Genomic DNA, 18,563 nt, shown 5'->3' on the forward strand with positions numbered 1-18,563 from the left:
ATATACATATTCAATTGATTGGATCATTGAATAGCAAACGCGCAAAAGCATCCCATGCTGAACCGTCCCAACATCCCTGCCCACCTGCTGCCCGGCCTGACGCTGGTTGGCGCCATTGCCCTTGCCGCCTTTGGGGTGGAATGGGTGCAACAGGCGCTGCTGGGCCGGGTGTGGCTGGATGCCTTGGTGGTGGCCATCATCCTTGGCGCACTGTGTCGCACAATCCAGCCCGCGCCGCAAACATGCGCCACCGGCATCGCTTTTGCCGCCAAGCCGGTGATGGAATGGGCCGTCGCGATGATGGGCGCCACGATCAGCCTTGGCGCATTGGCGGGCATGGGATGGACGCTGGTGGGGGCGATTGTCGGATTGATCGCGATGACCATTGCGCTGGGCTATGCCCTTGGCCGCTGGCTGGGGCTGAGCGGGCAGATGGCGCTGTTGGTGGCCTGCGGCAATGCGATCTGCGGCAATTCGGCCATCGCCGCCGTGGCCCCCGCGATTGAGGCCGATGGCGATGATGTGGCTGCCTCGATCGGATTTACGGCGGTGCTGGGCATTGTGGTCGTGCTGCTGGTTCCGGTTCTGGCGGGGGCCTTGCATCTGGACGCGGTGCGGGGCGGGATGCTGGCGGGGCTGACCGTCTATGCCGTGCCGCAGGTACTGGCCGCGGCCCATCCGATGGGGGCCGTTGCGGTACAGGTGGGCGCGCTGGTGAAACTGGTGCGGGTGCTGATGCTGGGGCCGGTGGTGACGGTCCTGTCGCTGGCCCATCGCGGAAACGGCGCGGCGCGGGGGCGGTTCTTTCCGGCCTTCATCCTGATCTTTCTGGCTCTGGCAGTGGCGCATTCGGTGGGCATCATCCCCCTCGCCCTGTCGGATGCGGCCCATCGGGCCAGCCTGCTGCTCACGGTTCTGGCCATGGCGGGACTGGGGCTCAGCGTCGATCTGGCCCTTGTCGCACGTTCTGGCCTGCGGGTCAGCGCCAGCGCGATCCTGTGCCTTGGCGTGCTGTTTGGCGTGGCGATCTTGATCGTCAAACTGGCATGATCGTCAAACTGGCGGCATGAATTTCATTTCACTTGCCCCGCCCCGCGCCAAGGCCTTAGTGAAAGACGATGAACCAGATAATGGTGGTGGAAGATGATGCCGAAGTGGCACAGGTGATCACCGATTGCCTGCGCGCGCAAGGTCATCATGTCCTGCAAGCCACAACCGGGCGCGAGGCGCTTGCCCACACCCGCACGACCCGCTTTGATGCGATTACGCTGGACCGGATGCTGCCCGATATGGACGGGCTGGCGCTGGTGGCGCGGTTGCGCGCCGAACAGGTGATGACGCCGGTGCTGATGATTTCCTCGCTGGGCGATGTGGATCAGCGCATTGCGGGCCTGCGGGCGGGCGGCGATGATTATATGGTCAAGCCATTTTCCCCCGATGAAGTCGCCATGCGCGTCGAGGTGCTGTTGCGGCGCGGACGGGATTATCCCGCCGAAGGGCGCCTTGTGGTCGGCCAACTGGAAATGGATCTCATCAAGCGCAAGGTCTGGTTGGGCGGCGAACCGGTCGCCTTGCTGCAAAAGGAATTTCGTCTGCTTGAATTCCTTGCTCGCCATCCCGGCCAGATTTTGAGCCGCCAGATGATCTTTGAACAGGTCTGGGGCTATTTCTTTGATCCGGCGGACAATCTGATCAATGTCCATATCGGAAAATTGCGCCGCAAGCTGGAACGGCCCAACCAATCTGGCAAGAGCCAAAACGCCATCATCGAAACGGTGAAGGGCGAAGGCTATCGGCTGGTGGCAGACTGAACTTGCCCATCAAGCCCCCTCGTATGCCGCGCCCCGATCTGCCATGGGGCGAATTGCGCCGGACATCGGCGTTCAGGCTGATGCTGATGCTGGGCGCAGTGTTCTTGCTGGCGGTGGTCGCGCTGTTGGGCTTGACCTATTTTCTGACCAAGGGCGAGTTGATCAACCGGTCCGACCGCATCATCGCATCGGAAACCGCAAGGTTGGGCCATGCCCCCACCAACCTGCGCGCCGATGAGGTAAAGGCCGCCATTGCCACCAGCATTTCGGGTCTCAACTATTTTGCCCTGATCGATGCGCAAGGGCATGAAATCGCAGGCAACCTGAAATGGAATGGCCCACCCCCGACCGAGGCGATGAAGGAGTGGCCCGCCGGGACGCTGGCCCCCGGACCACTGTTGTCCATGACCACGCGCCTGCCCGATGGGCAAAGTCTGATCGTGGCGCGCGACATTACCCCGGCGGTTGAATTTCGCACCCGCATTCTGGACCTATCGCTGACGGCGGGGGCCATCGTGATCCTGTCCGCCTCCATCGCCGCCATCGCGCTCAGCCTTGGCCCGATCCGCCGGATTGCCCAATTGCGCACCGATGCCAAACGCATTTCGGCGGGCGAGTTTTCACACCGCATTCTGGTTTCGCCGCGCGGCGATGAACTCGATCTGGTCGCCGACACGATGAACGGCATGGTCGAGGAGATTGAGCGCCTGATGGAACAGGTCAAAGGTGCGACCGATGCCATTGCCCATGATCTGCGCAGCCCGTTGGCGCGGCTTCGCATGCGTTTGGCCATGATGGACCCGCGCCCCGAAGGCGTGGATCAGGCGGTAGAGGATATTGACGCGGTGCTGGGCCGTTTCGACGCCCTGTTGCGCATTGCCGAATTGGAAGCGGCCAATCGCCGCGCCGGTTTCGGCCCGCTTGACCCGATGATGCTGATGACCACGGCGGCCGAACTCTATGAACCGCTGGCCGAGGAGCGCGGGATCGAAATCGCCATCAGCGGCAGTTACGGCCATCAGATCATGGGCGATGAAGCGCTGCTGGTCGAGGCGGTGGGCAACCTGCTGGACAATGCGATCAAGTTCGCGCCGCAAGGTGGGCGTATCCGCCTGAACCTGATCCGGCGGGCGCAGGAACTTATCATCGAACTGGCCGATAATGGGCCGGGCATTGCGCGGTCGGAACGCGACGCGGTGCTGCGCCGTTTCTATCGCGGCGCGGCCAGCAGGCAAACGCCGGGATCGGGGCTTGGCCTCAATCTGGTTGCGGCGATTGTGCATCTGCACGGGTTCGGATTGGAACTGGGCGATGCCGGACCGGGATTGGTTGTGCGCATACGCGCCGCGGAATGGCGCAACGACGCCGCGTAAAGCCGCGAAGCGAGGCATGCCGTAAAAGAAACGCCTCGCTCAGAATTCAGTCAGTCCTGAACCTCGGCACCCGCTTCTGCGCGCTCCTGCGCCATGGCGGCTTCCTGCTTCTTTTTCTTGTCCTGATCGTAATGCCATTTGATCGAGAAGAACATTCCCGTCCCAAAAACAACGACCTTGAGGGTGATCAAAAATACGGGAACCCATTCCATGGCGAATAGCTGACTCTTTCTATGGCGAGGCAAATTGCCTCAAAACGCCGGTCCAGATGGAAATCTGCACAATGCAGGGCATCAACGCTTGAACCTGTCCCGGCGACACCCTTTACCATTAAAAAAGGACCAATTCCGTCGGGCATTGGCGCCCATACGCCCGGTGACCATCCTTGCGCAAGCGACAATCCAATCCATCGCAATTGCAAAAACCGCATGTCAGATTGCCCCCGATTGCCGCAATGCAGCAAACTAAAATCCAATTCATTTGAAACCCCGCCCCAAGGGTACGAAACGCAGACCTGCAACCGGCGCATCCCCCCCCATCGCGTCGCCAAGATCGGGTCTTCATGCTTCAACTCGTCAAAATCGCACTAGGCAAGCCATATACCTTTGTGGTGATGGCCATCCTCATCGTGCTTGGCGGTTCCATCGCCTGGCTTCGTTCCCCCACCGACATTTTCCCGGACATCAAAATGCCCGTCATCGCGGCGGTGTGGTCCTATAAGGGCCTGCCCCCCGAAGACATGGCCGGGCGCGTCGTTTACTATTACGAACGCCAGCTATCGACCACCGTCAACGACATCGATCACGTCGAAAGCCAGTCCTATGCCGGCATGGGCGTGGTCAAAATCTTCTTTCACCCCGGCGTCGACATCCGCACCGCCACTGCGCAGGTGACCGCGATTTCGCAAACCGTGCTGAAACAGATGCCGCCGGGCATGACGCCGCCGCTGGTGATGAATTATAACGCCTCGACCGTGCCGATCCTGCAATTGGCGCTGTCATCGCCGACGCTGGGCGAACAAAAGACGTTCGACTTTGGCATCAACGCCATCCGCCCCGGCCTGGCCCAGGTCGAAGGCGCCGCCGTCCCCACCCCCTATGGCGGGCGCGAACGTCAGATCCAGATCGACATCGATCCCGCCGCCCTTCAGGCCCACCACCTGTCGGCCACCGATGTCGGCACCGCCCTTGCCGCGCAAAACCAGATCGTGCCCCCGGGCACCGCGCGCATCGGCACGTTTGAATATACCGTCCATCTGAACAACAGCCCCAGCGCGATCGATGATCTCAACAAGCTGCCCATCCGCACGGTGGGCGGCACGACGATCACGATTGGCGATGTGGCCCACGTTCACGACGGATCGCCCCCGCAACAGAATATCGTGCGCGTCAATGGCACCCGCGCAGTGCTGATGACCATCCTCAAGGCAGGGTCCGCCTCGACCGTGGCGATTGTCGATGGCGTCAAAAAGATCGTGCCGCAATTACAGCTTACCCTGCCCTCGGACCTGCATATTTCGTTCCTTTCCGACCAGTCGGTCTTTGTCAAAGGCGCGGTTTCGGGCGTGATCCGCGAAGGCGTGATTGCCGCCGTGCTGACCAGCCTGATGATTCTGCTCTTCCTTGGTTCGTGGCGCTCGACGGTGATCATCGCAACCTCGATCCCGCTGGCGGTTCTGGCCGCGGTGATGGGTTTGGCGATGACGGGCGAAACGCTCAACATCATGACGCTGGGCGGCCTGTCGCTGGCGGTCGGCATTCTGGTGGATGACGCGACCGTCACCATCGAAAACATCAACTGGCACCTTGAACAGGGCAAAGGCGTGCAGGAGGCCATCCTCGATGGCGCGCAACAGATTGTTCAGCCTGCTCTCGTCAGCCTGCTGTGCATCTGCATCGCCTTTGTGCCGATGTTCTTCCTGCCCGGTGTGGCCGGCTTCCTCTTTGCGCCGATGGCCAAGTCGGTCGTCTTTGCAATGATCGCCTCGTTCATCCTCAGCCGTACTTTGGTTCCCACCATGGGCAACTATCTGCTGCGCGCCCATGCCCCCGAACATATCGGCGAACAAATGCGCGAGCATGACGCCGCCGTCGGCCATCCCGGCACGCACAACCCGCTGCGCCGGTTCCAGCATGGTTTCGAGGTGCGCTTTGAAAAGATCCGCAGCTGGTATGTCGGCGCACTCAGCCTTGCGCTCAACCGGCGTAAACAGGTGATCGTCGGCTTTGCGGTCATCGTCGCGCTTTCGCTGGTGCTGGTGCCCTTCCTTGGCCGCAACTTCTTTCCGGCGGTGGATACGGGCCAGATCGGCATTCACGTCCGCGCGCCGGTTGGCACGCGTATCGAAGAAACCGCCGCCATGTTCGACCGGATCGAAGACCGCGTCCGCTCGCAATTGCCCAAGGGCGAAATCGCCAGCATGACCGACAACATCGGCCCGCCGGTATCGGGCATCAACCGCGCCTATTCGAACACCGGCGGCATCGGCCCACAGGACGGCGACATCCTGATCTCGCTGAAGGAAGACCATGGCGCAACCGACGATTATGTCCGCCAACTGCGCGCCGATCTTCCCAAGGCGTTTCCGGGCGCGGTCTTCTCGTTCCTGCCGGTGGATATCGTCAGCCAGATCCTGAACTTTGGCGCGCCCGCCCCGATCGACGTGATGGTCACCGGCCCCGATGCCACCGCCAATGAAGCCTATGCCCATATGGTCGCGGCAAAAATGGCGCGCATTGGCGGCGTGGTGGACGTTCGCCTGCAACAGGCGTCCAACTATCCCCAGATCGGCGTCAACATCGACCGCGCACAGGCGGACCGTCTGGGCATTACCGAAAATGACGTGACACGCTCGCTATCCGTCGGCCTGTCGGGGTCCAGTCAGGTGGCGCCCACCTTCTGGCTCAACCCCAAAAATGGCGTGTCCTACCCAATCGTGGTCCAGGCCCCGCTGTGGCACACCGACAGCATCGCCGCCCTGCAAAATACCCCCATCAGCGGCAGCACCGGCGCGTTCCAGACGCTGTCCGCTCTGGGCACGTTAAAGCGCGGCCCCAGCCCGGCGGTGATCACCCATTATGCGGTGCGCCCCGCCTTTGACATCTATGCCGCGACGCAAGGGCGCGATCTGGGCGCGGTTTCGGCCGACATCCAGAAGATCCTCGACGCCACCAAGGGCGACCTGCCCAAGGGCGCACAGGTTGCCTTGCGCGGTCAGGTGGAAACGATGAACACCGCCTTTGTCGGCCTGATTGCCGGTTTGGCGGGGGCCATCGTGCTGATCTACCTGCTGATCGTGGTGAATTTCCAAAGCTGGGCCGATCCGGCCGCCATCGTCTCGGCTCTGCCTGCGGCATTGGCGGGGATCGCATGGATATTGTTCGCCACGGGCACCACGCTTTCGGTGCCCGCACTGACTGGGGCCATCCTGTGCATGGGCGTGGCGACCGCCAACTCTGTGCTTGTGGTCAGTTTCGCCCGCGAAAGGCTGGCGGCCTGCGGCAATGCGCTTCAGGCCGCGTTGGAGGCCGGGTCCACCCGTTTCCGCCCGGTTCTGATGACGGCTTTGGCCATGATCATCGGCATGGGTCCGATGGCGCTGGGCATGGGCGAAGGCGGTGAACAGAACGCCCCGCTGGGCCGTGCCGTTATCGGCGGACTTATCTTTGCCACCATGGCCACGCTGGTTTTCGTGCCTGTGGTGTTCAGCCTGATCCATCGCGGCGATCAGAAGGAGCTTTCCGAAAATGACTGATACTTCCTTTACGCAGGCCACCCCTCCCCCCCCTCGGGGCCTGCGGTCGGCGGGCATCGCGGCAGGGGCAATAGCCATCGCCGTGGTGCTCGCCGGCACCTGGTCGCGCGCACATGAAAACAACGAAGCGCGCGCATGGGCCGATGACCAGAGCACCCCCACCGTGCGCCTGATCACGCCCAAGCCCACCGGCGCCAGCGACGAACTGGTTCAACCTGGCACGATCGAGGCATGGACATCGGCCCGCCTGTTCGCCCGCGTCCCCGGATATGTCCGCGCATGGTACGCCGATATTGGCGCAAAGGTTGCCGCAGGCGCGCCCCTTGGCGCCATCGACACGCCCGAATTGGACCAGCAGATCATTCAGGCCCGCGCCACCCTTGTCCGCGTCAAGGCCGAGGCGACGTTGGCCCGCACCACGGCGGCGCGCTGGACCGACCTGCTCAAAAGCCATTCGGTTTCCCAGCAGGAGACCGATGAAAAAAACGCCAATGCCGCCACCCACGTCGCCGCCGTGAACGAGGCGCAGGCCAATCTGGGCCGGCTTCTGGCGATGAAGGCCTATGCCACGATCCGCGCGCCCTTTGCCGGGACGGTTACTTTACGTAACGCCGACATTGGCGATCTGGTCGGGCCGGGATCGACCAATCCCAACCCGATGTTCGCCATGGCCGACGGCCACCGCCTGCGCGTCTATGTCAGCGTACCCCAGCAATATGCCCCGCTGATGCGTTCGGGCCTGACGGCGCGTTTGACCGCGCCTGCATGGCCGGGGCGCAATTTCACGGCCCGGCTGGTCGATCAATCGGGCGCGATCAATCCGCAGACCGGCTCGCTTCAGGTGCAATTGGTGATGGACAATGCCGACGACGCGCTGCGCCCCGGCGGCTTTGCGCAAGTGCACTTTGATGTGCCGGTGCCCGCCGGACGGCTGAACCTTCCGGCCAGCGCGCTGATCCTGCGCGGCGGCGGGACCAAGGTGGCCACCGTGGATGCATCGGGCAAGGTCCATTTCGCCAACGTCACCATCGCGCAGGATCAGGGCAATTCGGTCGACATCTCATCCGGCCTGAAACCGGGCGAGAAGGTCATCGACAGCCCGCCGGACTCGCTGCTGGACGGTCAAAAGGTCCATGTTGCAGGGGGCGCGAATGGCTAAGCGCTGGATCGGGTTTTTACCCCTTCTGGCGGCGGCCTGTAGTCAGGCACCCGCCTATCGCCCGCCCCAGGCGCCCCTGCCCGCCACGTTCGCCGATGCCGACAAAGTATGGGGCGAGGCCCAGCCCGCCGCGCCGCAGGTGGACAAGGCATGGTGGCATGGGCTTAACGATCCGGCGCTCGATGCGTTGGAGGAACGGCTGGACAAGGACAATCCCAGCCTTGCCGCGATCCTTGCCAAGCACCGGCTTGCCATGGCCGCGCTGCGCCAGAGCAAGGCGGCGCAGATGCCCGATGTGGAATCATCAGGCACGTTGACACGCAACCGGCAATCGGATGACCGCCCTTTGCGCGGCGGAACACAGCCCGATTATTATGGTTCCGATACGGTCGGCGCCACGGTCAGCTATGAACTGGACATGTGGGGCCGGGTGCGCGATTCCGTCCGTGCGGCGAAAGCCAATGCTCTGGCCAGCGCCGATGACGCGGCTGCGCTGCGCCTTGCGCTACAGGCCGATCTGGCCAGCACATGGGCGGCCATGCGCGGGGCGGATCTGGAAATCGCGATCCTGTCCGATGCGGTGGCGGCCTATCAACGCGCCGATGATGTGACGCATCACCGCTATGACGGCGGCATTGCCAATGGCATCGACGTGGGCCGCGCCGATGCGCAATTGGCCGATGCGCAGGCACAACTGGCGCAGGTCCGCGCCCAGCGCGCCATTCTGGCCCATGCCGTAGCCACATTGGCGGGTATTCCGGCGGGTGAAGCCCAATTTGCGCCGCTTGATGGAACGCTTGGCGTGTTGTCGACGCCCGCCGCCCTGCCCGCCACGCTGTTGCAGCGCAGGCCGGACATCGCGGCGGCTGAAAGGCGCATGTATGCCGCCAATCGCGCCATCGGCGTTGCCCGCGCCGCACGGTTTCCGCAAATCTCGCTGGGCGGCAATGGCGGGTTTCAGAGCATGGCGGTGTCCAGCCTGATTTCCGCGCCCAATGCGTTCTGGGCCGTGGGGCCGCAATTCAGCCTGCCGATCTTTGACGGGGGGCGGATCAAGGCGCGCATCGAAGCCGCAAGAGCCGATTGGGACGCGGCCAGCGCCAATTATCGCGGCAGCGTGTTGCAGGCCATGCGCGAGGTTGAGGACAGCCTGACATCCATGGACCAATTGCAACAGGAAGGCGCCGCGCAAAACCGGGCCGCCGCCGCCGCAGGGCAAGCCTCCAAACTGTCCTATGAACTCTACATCAAGGGCGCCAACACCTTGCTGGACGTGGTGACGGCTGAAACCGCCGAACTGGCCGCCCGCCGCCGCGCCGCGCAAGTCGCAACGCAGCGCGTGCAGGTCAGCATCGCCCTCGTCCGGGCGCTGGGAGGGCCAGCAGCTTAGAACAACGCGTCATCGAACAGGGCGTCATCATCATCCGGCGGCGGATTGGTGGCGCCCAGCCCGGCATGGACCACAGAGATGCCCATCAGTGGCGCCATGCCGGGCAACAGATGGCGATCATGCACGCGCCGTTCGCTGCTCATCGTATATTTGCGGGCCATATCTCCCATCAACCCTTCGACCGGATGGGGCTTTTGCGCCGCGACATCGACCTCATCGCGTCCGGCCAGAACGGCAAAACTGTCGGTCATCGCGCGCAGGCTTTCCGACAACGTGCCGCAAATGGACAGTTCATCGGACGCCGCATCAATCATGCTGGCAATGCCCTGGGCGCGTTTGTCAACATCGGCCATGGCCTGCTCGCTCTCGCTCGCGCCTTGCCGGATGATCTGCAACGCATTGCCCAGCATCGTGTCGACGCCCGGTTGGCCGGTCATGCTATGGCCATTTTCGAACGCCTGACTTTGCACCCCCAGATCGTCGGCCACATGTCCGATGCCAAGGATCAATTCGGCCAGTTGCTGGGAACAGATACGGATTTCATCGGCGATCACCGCCACCGGGCGCCCGATCTGGGCATCGCGGCGGGCGCGAATGTTCACGTTGATCGCCATGTAATCGACGTCAAAGCGCAGGCTTTCGATCGCCTGTACCCGTTGGCGCAGGGCGTGGACAACCTGCACCACGACTTCGGCAATTTCGGTGGCCTTTTCATTGGCGCGCTGCAACTGGCCGGTCATGCCATGGGCGTCGGCGATGCAATTGCTCAGATCATGCAGAAAGTCATTGCTTTGGTGCATCGTGTCGTCACGGCGGCCATTGCCCAGCAATTGCGCGCAATCCGGCCCCAGCGCGCCCAAAGCATCGAGCAGATCGCCGGTCTGGTCGATAAAGTCGCGGGTCAGATCACCCAATTGATCGCCATAAAGGCGCAGCATATGGCCCCGCGTCCCGTCCGGATCGACCGCCGCCGGATCGGCCAGCAGGCTTTCCAGCGCGCGGCAGCCATCCAGCACGTGTTCGAGCCTTTGCCGCGTAATATCGCCCACCTGCATCGCGGCCAGCGCCGTGCCCACCCGGCTTTGCAGCCGCATGATGATGGCGCGGGTGTTGCCCGCCATTTCTGACAACCAGGCTTGACGCGACCGTAATTGCTGCACCTCGTCCACAAGACGATTGGGCACTTGGGGGATCACGCGTGCGCATTCGCGGGCCAGAACATCATCCACCCGGCGCATATCGGCAAGGCTGGATTGCATCACCTTGATCTGATTGTTGAAGGCTTCGACCTCGCGGCTGCCTGATTTCAGCTTGATGGCCATGTCATTGGCGAATTCGACAAATTCATCGGCGCCCGCCGCCGCGATCTTCAAATTGACCGTATAGAATTCCAGCACCGTCAAAATGCGCGCGATTTCCGCCGACAATGTGCCCAATTTCTGCATCACAGACGCCAGAGCGGTGACCTGACGCGACCTTTCGCTCTGGCGTTCGGGCGCCTCGCGCAACTGGCGTGCTGCCGAGAGCAAAGCCTCTGCCGCCTCGCTGTCCTCACCCGATCCGTCGCCCAGAACGCGGCCCATCACGTCAAGACCGGAAAGCACAGCCCCCATCGCCTCGACCAGCCGCGCCAGCGTTTCGCCCGCCGGAATAAAGCGGGAATCGAGGCTGATGACGATATCGGCCATACCCGCCTGTGCATCGGCGGTCTGGCCGATGCCGGGGCTGGTGGCGTCGAAAACGGGGAAGCTGGTATGTTTCATCAAGTTTCCCTTATTTCGAGGCCGCGTGGAGCAGTTCACGCGCCACATTGCCCAGCGGTACGACCCGGTCGACCGCACCGCGAGCGATGGCTTCCTTGGGCATGCCAAAGACGATGCTGGTGGCTTCGTCCTGGGCAATGGTGCGCGCGCCGGCCTGCTTCATTTCCAGCATGCCCTGCGCCCCATCATCGCCCATCCCGGTCAGGATCACGCCGACGGCATTGCTGCCCGCCGATTGCGCCGCCGAACGGAACAGAACATCGACCGAAGGCCGGTGGCGCGACACCAGCGGCCCTTCGCGCACACTGACCGTATATCGCGCGCCTTGACGGGTCAGCAGCGTATGGCGCCCCCCCGGCGCGATCAGCACATGGCCGCGCATGACGGTGTCGCCATCTTCGGCCTCTTTGACATCAACCTCGCACAAGTCATTGAGACGTTGGGCAAAGGATCGCGTAAAATGTTCCGGCATATGCTGGACAATGACAATGCCGGGCGAGTTCGCGGGCAGAGCTTCCAACACTTCACGCAACGCCTCGGTCCCGCCGGTGGAGGCGCCGATGCACACGATCTGTTCGGTGGTCCGGCTCATCGCCCGCGTGCCCGGCGGCGGCAGAACCGCGTCGGCGGTCAGCTTTTGCTGGGGCTTGATCATCGTGCGTTCGTTGCGCGCCGAAACGCGGGCGCGGGCGGCGCCTTTGACCACATCGCGGATGCGCTGATGCTGTTCGGCAAGGAAATCGGCCACCCCGGCCTGCGGCTTGAGGATGATGTCCACAGCGCCCGCCTCCAGCGCCTGCAGCAAGGTTTCGGAACCATCCTCGGTCAGCGATGAACACATGACCACCGGCACCGGACACTGGCTCATCAATTTGCGCAGGAACGTGATGCCGTCCATGCGCGGCATTTCCACATCCAGCGTCACCACATCGGGCAATTCATCCTTGATATAGCGCGCCGCGGCAAAAGGGTCGCTGGCCGCCGCGATCACCTCAATCTGGGGATCGGCGGACAGGATCTTTGTCATCATCTGGCGCACGCTGGCCGAATCATCGACGATCAAGACACGGATCTTGGGCATCAGCCTTACCCCTTTTTCCTGAACACCGTGTTGGCCACGGTGGTGAGCGGCAGATCAAAGCCATGGATCGATTCCGAATGGCCAAGGATCAAATGGCCTCCGGGGCGCAGATTGTCGCAAAGGCGTGAGATGACCTTGTATTGCGTATCACGCTCGAAATAGATCAACACGTTGCGGCAAAAGATAATGTCCATCGGTTCGCCAACCGGATATTTCTCATCCATCAGGTTCAACCGGGCAAAGCCCACCTTGCGCCGCAATTCGGGAATGATGCGGGCTTCGCCGCGGCGCGGATCGCGGGCGGCGGCGACATAGCGCGCGCGCAATTGCGACGGCACGGGCGCAAGCGCGGTCACCGGATAAATCCCCCGCCGCGCCTCGGCCAAAACATTGGTGTCAATGTCGGTGGCCAGGATGAAATATTCCATATCCTTACGCGTGCCGACAAAATCGGCCAGCATCATGGCCATCGTATAGGCCTCCATCCCGGTCGATGCGGCCGAACTCCAGCACCGGATCCGCCGCCGCCCTTCGGCCTGCATTTCGGGCAGGATTTTTTGCGCCATGTAATCGAAATGGCCCGGTTCGCGGAAAAAGTCGGTCTTGTTGGTGGTGATGGCGTTGATGAAATCATCGACCGCCTCATCCGTGGCATAGCCCGACAGGATGTGTTCGCAATATTCATTGATGCTGGAAAAGCCGCCCTCGCGCACGCGCCGGATCAGGCGACCCTCGATCATTTGGGCCTTGGTCGCCGGCATCTTGATCCCGGTTTGGGCCTGAATATAGGCCGCGATCTGCCGGAATTGCCGGTCACCGATGGACCCGGTACCTGTATCCAGTGCGAGAGCCTTGCCGGACATAATGTTTATGCCGCCCTTTCGGTCGATTGGCCGATCATGGCCGCATCCTGACTGGTCAAAACCTTGGCAATGTCGATCAGCACGACAAAGCCGCCATCCTGACGAATGACCCCGGTGATGTAATCGGAACGCCAGCGCACGCCGATATCGGGCGCCTTTTCGATGGTGTCGCGCGGATAGGCATTGACCACCAGCGCCCGGTCGATGACCAGACCCAACACGATCGTTTCCCCTTCACGCGGCACCTCAAGGATGAGAATGCGCGTCAAAGGCGTGGGTTCGGCCCGCGGCAGGCCAAGGCGCAGCCGCAGGTCGATGGTGGGCACGCCCAACCCGCGTACGTCGATCAACCCAAGGAAATGTTCCGGCGCGCCGGGCAGGTGGAACGATTCCTGATAATCCAGGATCTCGCGCACCTGCTCGACCGGAACGGCGAAGATTTCAGCCCCGATGCTGAAAGTGACTGCCTGCACGGCGCCGTCCCCGCTCATGCCACGCGCTCGAAATCGAGGTCGTCGGCGTCAGGTCCACCCTGATCCAGATCGAGGGCAAAGCCGCGCACGCGGTCCTGTTGATGGGCCACAGTATTCACGCGCGGGGCGCGGAATGTGGGGCGTGCGACCGGCGCCTTGCGGACGGGCTTGGCGGCCTTCTTGACCGGCGCGACATGCGATTTGTTGTCGGTGCGGAAGAAAGCGACGCTGGCCTGCAATTCCTCGGCCTGCGAAGCAAGTTCCTCGGCGGTCGCGGAAATTTCCTCGGACGAACCGGCGTTTTGCTGCGTCACCTTGTCCAATTGCTGGATCGCGGTGTTGATCTGGGCCGAACCGATGTCCTGTTCGCGGCACGCCGCGCTGATTTCCGCCACCAGTTCGGCGGTGCGGCGAATGTCGGGCACCAGTTTGGTCAGCATCTCGCCCGCTTCGGTGGCCGCCTTGACGGTGTCGGTCGACAGGGTGCTGATTTCGCTGGCCGCCACTTGACTGCGTTCGGCCAGTTTGCGCACTTCGGAGGCCACCACGGCAAAGCCGCGCCCATGTTCGCCCGCCCGCGCCGCCTCGACCGCGGCGTTCAGCGCCAGCAGGTCGGTTTGACGGGCGATTTCCTGAACAATGCTGATCTTTGACGCGATGGTCTGCATGGCCACGACGGCCTTGCTGACGGCGGCGCCGCTGACTTCGGCGTCCTTGGCCGATTGGCGGGCGATCTTTTCGGTCTGGGCGGAATTGTCGGCGTTCTGCTTGATGTTGCCGGCCATTTCCTCGATCGAACTGGATGCTTCCTCGGTGCTGGCGGCCTGTTCAGTGGCGCCTTGCGACAGGGTTTCGGCGCCTGCCGACATTTGCTGCGAACCCGATGCGACATTGTCCGCCGCGCTCGACACATTGCCGATCACCTGCGCCAACTTGTTCACCATGTCGCGCGCGCTGGCCAGAAGGCTGGTCGTGTCGCCATCCTTGGTCTCCACGCGCACGGTCAGGTCGCCTTCGGCAATCTTGCTGATCACATCGCGGGCATAATCGGGTTCACCGCCCAATTGCTTCATCACGCTGCGGATGACGACGACCGCCGCGCCAACCCCGACCACAATGGCCAGAACCATGATGGCAAGGAACATCAGCCGCGCATTGGTATAGGTTTCCGCCGCCATCTTGGCCGTGGCCGCGCCGCCATCGACGTTGATCTTGACCAGCGTTTTCAGGTCAGTCGAAAAGTCATCATACAGCGGCTTGGACGAGAAGATTTTGCGGTGCGCATCATCATTCTCATTCTTGCGCGAATGCTGGATGATCTCATTATGGATCACCAGAAACTGCTCATATTTCTGGGAAAATCGGTCATAAACCGCCTTTTCCTCCGGCGATGAAATCAGCGCCGCATATTTTGCGCGCGTGTCGGCAATCGCCTTGAGCAAACGATCGGTGTCCTTTTCAACCTCGGCCATCTTGGCCTGATCGGTGTTGGCCACATGGGTCAATTCATTGACGCGCAGATCCGACGTGCCCGTATCGATCGTGTGGATCAAATCGATGCTGGGCATCCAGTTGGTGTTGATCTCGACTGCCTGATCGTTGATCTTGCTCATGTTGAAAATGCCCACGATGCCCAGCACCGTGGAAAGCAGCAGGACGGCAGAAAAGGCCGCCGCCAATTTCGTCCTAAGGGTAAGTTTCATAAGGCAATCCTCTGGAATTTGGGGCCTCTGGAATTTAGGGGCGGCGATCAATTGATGTTATGTTGCCGTGCGGACTGGGCCAGGCTTTCGGCAAAGATCAGTTCAAGATCGGGCAGGATGACGAATTGCCCGTTGGGCCGGGCAATCGCGCGGATGAAATCGGCCCGCCAACGCATGCCGACGGGCGGCGCTTCCTCGATGGGAACGCCCTCCATGGCGGCCACGTCCAGCACCTTGTCCGCAACCACGCCAATCGTGGTGGGTTCGCCTTCGACATCGGCCTCGATGACGATAACGCGCGTGTCCTCACCATGGTCGATTTTGGCCATGCCAAAGGCCACGGCCAGATCGGCCATCGGCACAATCGCCCCGCGCACATTGATCAGAGCATTGGCAAAGGAAGGCGCGCCCGGCACCCGCGTAATGGGCGGAACCTCAAGGATTTCGCGCACGGCCTGCGCATCAATGGCAAACATTTCGCCATCCAGCGCAAAGGTCAGCACCCGTTCGGGAACAGGAACGCCATTCATCATGTTCATGCCACTTCCCCCGCCCGTTCGGCCAGCAGGCGCTGGTTCTTTTGCGCACCGACAATCAGCGTCGACACATCAAGGATCAGCGCCACGCTGCCATCGCCAAGGATGGTGGCGCCCGAAAAACAGCCTTGCCCCGCATGAAAGCGCGAGAGCGATTTGATGACGGTCTGGGTGTTGCCGATGATCTGATCGACGACCAGACCGACGCGGCCGCGCCCCTGTCCGACAATGACGACTTTCTGGAACAGGTCGGCGGGATAATCGGTGCCGAAACTGTCGCGCAGCCGGACATAGGGCACCAGTTCGCCACGCACGTCGAGGAAGTTGCGCTTGGCCGTCGAGGTCACCTCGCTGGCGGGCAGTTCGATACATTCCTCGACCACGGACAGCGGGATTGCATAACGCCCTTCGCCCACCCGCACGAGCATACATTCGATGATCGCCAGCGTCAGCGGCAGGTGCAGCGTCATCGTCGTGCCGCGACCGTCCTGGCTGGAAATGTCGATCGTGCCGCGCAAGGATTCAATGCTGCGCTTGACCACATCCATGCCAACGCCGCGCCCGGACAGGTTGGTGATCGCCGCCGCCGTCGAAAATCCGGGGTGAAAGATCATCTGGAACAATTCGGCATCGCCCAACAGCGCGCCGGGCTGGATCAAGCCCTGCGATTCGGCCTTGGCGCGCACGCGTTCGCGGTTGATGCCGCGCCCGTCGTCGGTGATGGCGATCAACACCTCGCCCCCCGCCTGTCGCGCCGAAAGGGTCAGGCGACCGGTCGAAGGCTTGCCCGAAGCGACGCGTTCGTCGGCCATTTCCAGACCGTGATCGCAGGAATTGCGGATCAGGTGGATCATCGGATCGGCCAGACGCTCGATCACGGTCTTGTCCACCTCGGTCGCTTCGCCTTCGGTGACCAATTCGATGGTCTTGCCGGTTTCCCGCGCCAGATCGTGGACCAGACGGCGGAAACGGCTGAACAGATTGCCCACCGGCATCATGCGCATGGCCATGGTGGTGTCGCGCAATTCGGCGGACAGGCGCTCGATATCCTCCGACACCGCGCGCAGGGTCAATTCATTGACCGGCCCCGACATGCCCGCCAGCTGGGCCAGACGGCTTTGCGCGATGACCAGCTCGCCCACGCGGTTCATCAATTCGTCCAGCCTTTCGGCGGCAACGCGTACGCTTTCCTGCGCCGCCGGGGCGGTCTTGCTGGCTGTCGGTTGGGGCGCGGTGACGACGGTGGCCACCGGGACTTCCTTTTCGGTGACCTCCGGTTCGGGTTCATCGACCAGCGGCGTGATCGCCAGATCCATGTCGTCGATGACAAAGATGAAGACATCCTCGATGTCCTCACACGTCACGTCGCCTTCGACCACGATGTCCCAATAGATATAGCATTCGGTGGGAACCATGCTGGCCAAGGGCGGCAATTCATCCAGCCGCGGCGTGATCCGGCAATCGCCCAGCCCGCGCAATTCATCCAGCAAAGGCAAAGGATTGGTGCCATTGGCCATCGAACCGGGGGGCAGCTTGAAGGAAATGTGCCAGCCCTTGCGCTCGGCTTCCTCGATGCGGCGGGGGATGGCGACGCCTTCGCCATCGGCCACCGCCTTTTCCAGCGCGGCCAGAATCGCATCGCCCGCCGTTTCCAGCATCGGATCGCCCTGCGTGCCGACATCGATCAGCGCCTGCATGTGATCGCGGGCCGACAGAACCACGCCGATCAGCGCCTGCGAGGCTTCGGCCTTGCCCTTGCGAACGCGGTCAAAGGCGGTTTCACAATGGTGGGTGAAACGGGCCAGCGCCTCAAACCCGAACATCGCGCCCGAGCCTTTCAGAGTGTGCAGGCCGCGAAACACTTCATCGACCAGCGCGCTGCTGGTCGAATCCCCGGCCAGATCGAGCAAGGCGCGCTCCACCTGATCGAGCAGGTCCGCGGCCTCGACCCTAAAGGCGGCGACTGGATCGTCTTCGCTCATCGGCCCAGCACCTTTCGGGCGATCTTGACCAATTGGTCGGCGTTGAACGGTTTGACCAGCCAGCCGGTCGCGCCGGCGGCCTTGGCCTGTCCCTTGATCCCGTCATCGCTTTCCGTGGTCAGGAAGATGATCGGAACGCCGGTCTGCTTGCCCGACTTTCGGATTTCGCGGATCATCGTCAGCCCGTCCATGCGCGGCATGTTGAGGTCGGTGATAATCATGTCGAACCGCTGGGCTCCGGCCTTGGTCAGGCCTTCCATGCCATCATTGGCCTCCGTCACGGTATAGCCCGCGCCGGTCAGCGCGATCCGCACCGCCATGCGCAGGCTGGAGGAATCATCAACGGTAAGGATGGTCGCGCTCATGCAGGGATTACTCCATGGAACCAGAAATCGACATCGGCGGGTGTCTGAGGATAGAGACCCGACCGGTTGAGCAAGGAGATCAGCACCGGGTTGGCCGAAGCCGTCAGGCGGAAATGGCGATGGTTGCGGTCGGCTTCGGCGCGGGCGGCCAAAATCAATTGAACCACGCCCAGATCGCCCTCCTCCAGTTGGTCGACGTCAAGGTCGACGTCCTGTCCGGCCGCGAATGCCTCGCACAGCGCCTCATAGGCTGCCGAAACCGTTTGCAGCGTCACCTGCGGTGCCAGTCGTACCAATGTTGCCATAATCA

General features: G+C 62.4%; 16 protein-coding genes. 6 read left to right on the top strand and 10 right to left on the bottom strand.

The window, feature by feature from the left end; genetic code table 11:
- Positions 1 to 54: 54 nt before the first annotated feature.
- The 3 genes from ACZ9HU_RS11025 (at position 55) to ACZ9HU_RS11035 (ending at position 3,184) form a co-directional block, all read left to right on the top strand.
- Positions 55 to 1,050: a YeiH family protein gene (locus ACZ9HU_RS11025; RefSeq protein ID WP_476104921.1), complete on the top strand. Its 996-nt coding sequence runs from the start codon at positions 55 to 57 to the stop codon at positions 1,048 to 1,050.
- A 68-nt stretch (positions 1,051 to 1,118) separates the two neighbouring features.
- Positions 1,119 to 1,811 carry a response regulator transcription factor gene (locus ACZ9HU_RS11030; protein WP_476104922.1) on the top strand — a complete coding sequence of 231 codons (693 nt, stop codon included), beginning with the start codon at positions 1,119 to 1,121 and terminating at the stop codon, positions 1,809 to 1,811.
- A 23-nt stretch (positions 1,812 to 1,834) separates the two neighbouring features.
- A complete protein-coding gene (locus tag ACZ9HU_RS11035; protein ID WP_476104923.1) occupies positions 1,835 to 3,184 on the top strand; it encodes a sensor histidine kinase in 1,350 nt (449 codons plus the stop codon).
- A gap of 50 nt (positions 3,185 to 3,234) precedes the next feature.
- On the opposite strand, the gene ACZ9HU_RS11040 is transcribed toward ACZ9HU_RS11035, so the two are convergent.
- Positions 3,235 to 3,396, bottom strand: coding sequence for a hypothetical protein (locus ACZ9HU_RS11040; RefSeq protein WP_476104924.1), 162 nt, complete (start codon positions 3,394 to 3,396; stop codon positions 3,235 to 3,237).
- Between the two features lie 350 nt (positions 3,397 to 3,746).
- Here ACZ9HU_RS11040 and ACZ9HU_RS11045 point away from each other — a divergent pair, with 350 nt between their 5' ends.
- From ACZ9HU_RS11045 to ACZ9HU_RS11055, 3 genes are read left to right on the top strand one after another with little or no spacing between them, the layout of a single operon-like run.
- Positions 3,747 to 6,938 carry an efflux RND transporter permease subunit gene (locus ACZ9HU_RS11045; RefSeq protein ID WP_476104925.1) on the top strand — a complete coding sequence of 1,064 codons (3,192 nt, stop codon included), beginning with the start codon at positions 3,747 to 3,749 and terminating at the stop codon, positions 6,936 to 6,938.
- Positions 6,931 to 8,097, top strand: a complete 1,167-nt coding sequence (locus ACZ9HU_RS11050; RefSeq protein WP_476104926.1) for an efflux RND transporter periplasmic adaptor subunit — start codon at positions 6,931 to 6,933, stop codon at positions 8,095 to 8,097. Before ACZ9HU_RS11045 ends, ACZ9HU_RS11050 begins: the two co-directional genes overlap by 8 nt.
- A complete protein-coding gene (locus ACZ9HU_RS11055) occupies positions 8,090 to 9,487 on the top strand; it encodes an efflux transporter outer membrane subunit (protein ID WP_476104927.1) in 1,398 nt (465 codons plus the stop codon). Before ACZ9HU_RS11050 ends, ACZ9HU_RS11055 begins: the two co-directional genes overlap by 8 nt.
- On the opposite strand, the gene ACZ9HU_RS11060 is transcribed toward ACZ9HU_RS11055, so the two are convergent.
- The 9 genes from ACZ9HU_RS11060 to ACZ9HU_RS11100 are packed head-to-tail and all read right to left on the bottom strand — an operon-like array spanning position 9,484 to position 18,558.
- Positions 9,484 to 11,250, bottom strand: coding sequence for a chemotaxis protein (locus tag ACZ9HU_RS11060; RefSeq protein ID WP_476104928.1), 1,767 nt, complete (start codon positions 11,248 to 11,250; stop codon positions 9,484 to 9,486). The genes ACZ9HU_RS11055 and ACZ9HU_RS11060 overlap by 4 nt on opposite strands.
- A 10-nt stretch (positions 11,251 to 11,260) precedes the next feature.
- On the bottom strand, positions 11,261 to 12,331 hold the full coding sequence (locus ACZ9HU_RS11065; RefSeq protein WP_476104930.1) for a protein-glutamate methylesterase/protein-glutamine glutaminase: 1,071 nt from the start codon (positions 12,329 to 12,331) through the stop codon (positions 11,261 to 11,263).
- Between the two features lie 5 nt (positions 12,332 to 12,336).
- The gene (locus ACZ9HU_RS11070; protein ID WP_476104931.1) at positions 12,337 to 13,194 is read right to left on the bottom strand and encodes a CheR family methyltransferase; all 858 of its coding nucleotides are present in this window, start codon (positions 13,192 to 13,194) and stop codon (positions 12,337 to 12,339) included.
- A 5-nt stretch (positions 13,195 to 13,199) separates the two neighbouring features.
- Positions 13,200 to 13,685 carry a chemotaxis protein CheW gene (locus ACZ9HU_RS11075; RefSeq protein ID WP_476104932.1) on the bottom strand — a complete coding sequence of 162 codons (486 nt, stop codon included), beginning with the start codon at positions 13,683 to 13,685 and terminating at the stop codon, positions 13,200 to 13,202.
- A complete protein-coding gene (locus ACZ9HU_RS11080) occupies positions 13,682 to 15,370 on the bottom strand; it encodes a methyl-accepting chemotaxis protein (protein ID WP_476104934.1) in 1,689 nt (562 codons plus the stop codon). Before ACZ9HU_RS11080 ends, ACZ9HU_RS11075 begins: the two co-directional genes overlap by 4 nt.
- 47 nt (positions 15,371 to 15,417) lie before the next feature.
- Positions 15,418 to 15,909 (bottom strand): chemotaxis protein CheW, encoded by a 492-nt coding sequence (locus tag ACZ9HU_RS11085; RefSeq protein ID WP_476104936.1) that lies wholly within the window; start codon positions 15,907 to 15,909, stop codon positions 15,418 to 15,420.
- Positions 15,906 to 17,888, bottom strand: coding sequence for a chemotaxis protein CheA (locus tag ACZ9HU_RS11090; protein WP_476104938.1), 1,983 nt, complete (start codon positions 17,886 to 17,888; stop codon positions 15,906 to 15,908). Before ACZ9HU_RS11090 ends, ACZ9HU_RS11085 begins: the two co-directional genes overlap by 4 nt.
- A complete protein-coding gene (locus tag ACZ9HU_RS11095; protein WP_476104939.1) occupies positions 17,885 to 18,253 on the bottom strand; it encodes a response regulator in 369 nt (122 codons plus the stop codon). The genes ACZ9HU_RS11090 and ACZ9HU_RS11095 overlap by 4 nt, the downstream gene beginning before the upstream one ends.
- Entirely contained in the window at positions 18,250 to 18,558 is a 309-nt protein-coding gene (locus tag ACZ9HU_RS11100) for an STAS domain-containing protein (RefSeq protein WP_476104941.1), read from the bottom strand. The genes ACZ9HU_RS11095 and ACZ9HU_RS11100 overlap by 4 nt, the downstream gene beginning before the upstream one ends.
- Positions 18,559 to 18,563 lie beyond the last annotated feature (5 nt).

The organism is Novosphingobium sp. Sphag1I, assembly GCF_056279125.1.

Excerpts from the sequence above, each read along its gene's own strand:
- ACZ9HU_RS11025 (WP_476104921.1), top strand. The coding sequence starts at position 55 with ATGCTGAACCGTCCCAACATCCCTGCCCACCTGCTGCCCGGCCTGACG.
- ACZ9HU_RS11060 (WP_476104928.1), bottom strand. The coding sequence starts at position 11,250 with ATGAAACATACCAGCTTCCCCGTTTTCGACGCCACCAGCCCCGGCATC.
- ACZ9HU_RS11045 (WP_476104925.1), top strand. The coding sequence starts at position 3,747 with ATGCTTCAACTCGTCAAAATCGCACTAGGCAAGCCATATACCTTTGTG.
- ACZ9HU_RS11100 (WP_476104941.1), bottom strand. The coding sequence starts at position 18,558 with ATGGCAACATTGGTACGACTGGCACCGCAGGTGACGCTGCAAACGGTT.
- ACZ9HU_RS11080 (WP_476104934.1), bottom strand. The coding sequence starts at position 15,370 with ATGAAACTTACCCTTAGGACGAAATTGGCGGCGGCCTTTTCTGCCGTC.
- ACZ9HU_RS11095 (WP_476104939.1), bottom strand. The coding sequence starts at position 18,253 with ATGAGCGCGACCATCCTTACCGTTGATGATTCCTCCAGCCTGCGCATG.
- ACZ9HU_RS11070 (WP_476104931.1), bottom strand. The coding sequence starts at position 13,194 with ATGTCCGGCAAGGCTCTCGCACTGGATACAGGTACCGGGTCCATCGGT.
- ACZ9HU_RS11040 (WP_476104924.1), bottom strand. The coding sequence starts at position 3,396 with ATGGAATGGGTTCCCGTATTTTTGATCACCCTCAAGGTCGTTGTTTTT.
- ACZ9HU_RS11050 (WP_476104926.1), top strand. The coding sequence starts at position 6,931 with ATGACTGATACTTCCTTTACGCAGGCCACCCCTCCCCCCCCTCGGGGC.
- ACZ9HU_RS11030 (WP_476104922.1), top strand. The coding sequence starts at position 1,119 with ATGAACCAGATAATGGTGGTGGAAGATGATGCCGAAGTGGCACAGGTG.
- ACZ9HU_RS11035 (WP_476104923.1), top strand. The coding sequence starts at position 1,835 with ATGCCGCGCCCCGATCTGCCATGGGGCGAATTGCGCCGGACATCGGCG.
- ACZ9HU_RS11090 (WP_476104938.1), bottom strand. The coding sequence starts at position 17,888 with ATGAGCGAAGACGATCCAGTCGCCGCCTTTAGGGTCGAGGCCGCGGAC.
- ACZ9HU_RS11065 (WP_476104930.1), bottom strand. The coding sequence starts at position 12,331 with ATGCCCAAGATCCGTGTCTTGATCGTCGATGATTCGGCCAGCGTGCGC.
- ACZ9HU_RS11055 (WP_476104927.1), top strand. The coding sequence starts at position 8,090 with ATGGCTAAGCGCTGGATCGGGTTTTTACCCCTTCTGGCGGCGGCCTGT.
- ACZ9HU_RS11085 (WP_476104936.1), bottom strand. The coding sequence starts at position 15,909 with ATGAACATGATGAATGGCGTTCCTGTTCCCGAACGGGTGCTGACCTTT.
- ACZ9HU_RS11075 (WP_476104932.1), bottom strand. The coding sequence starts at position 13,685 with ATGAGCGGGGACGGCGCCGTGCAGGCAGTCACTTTCAGCATCGGGGCT.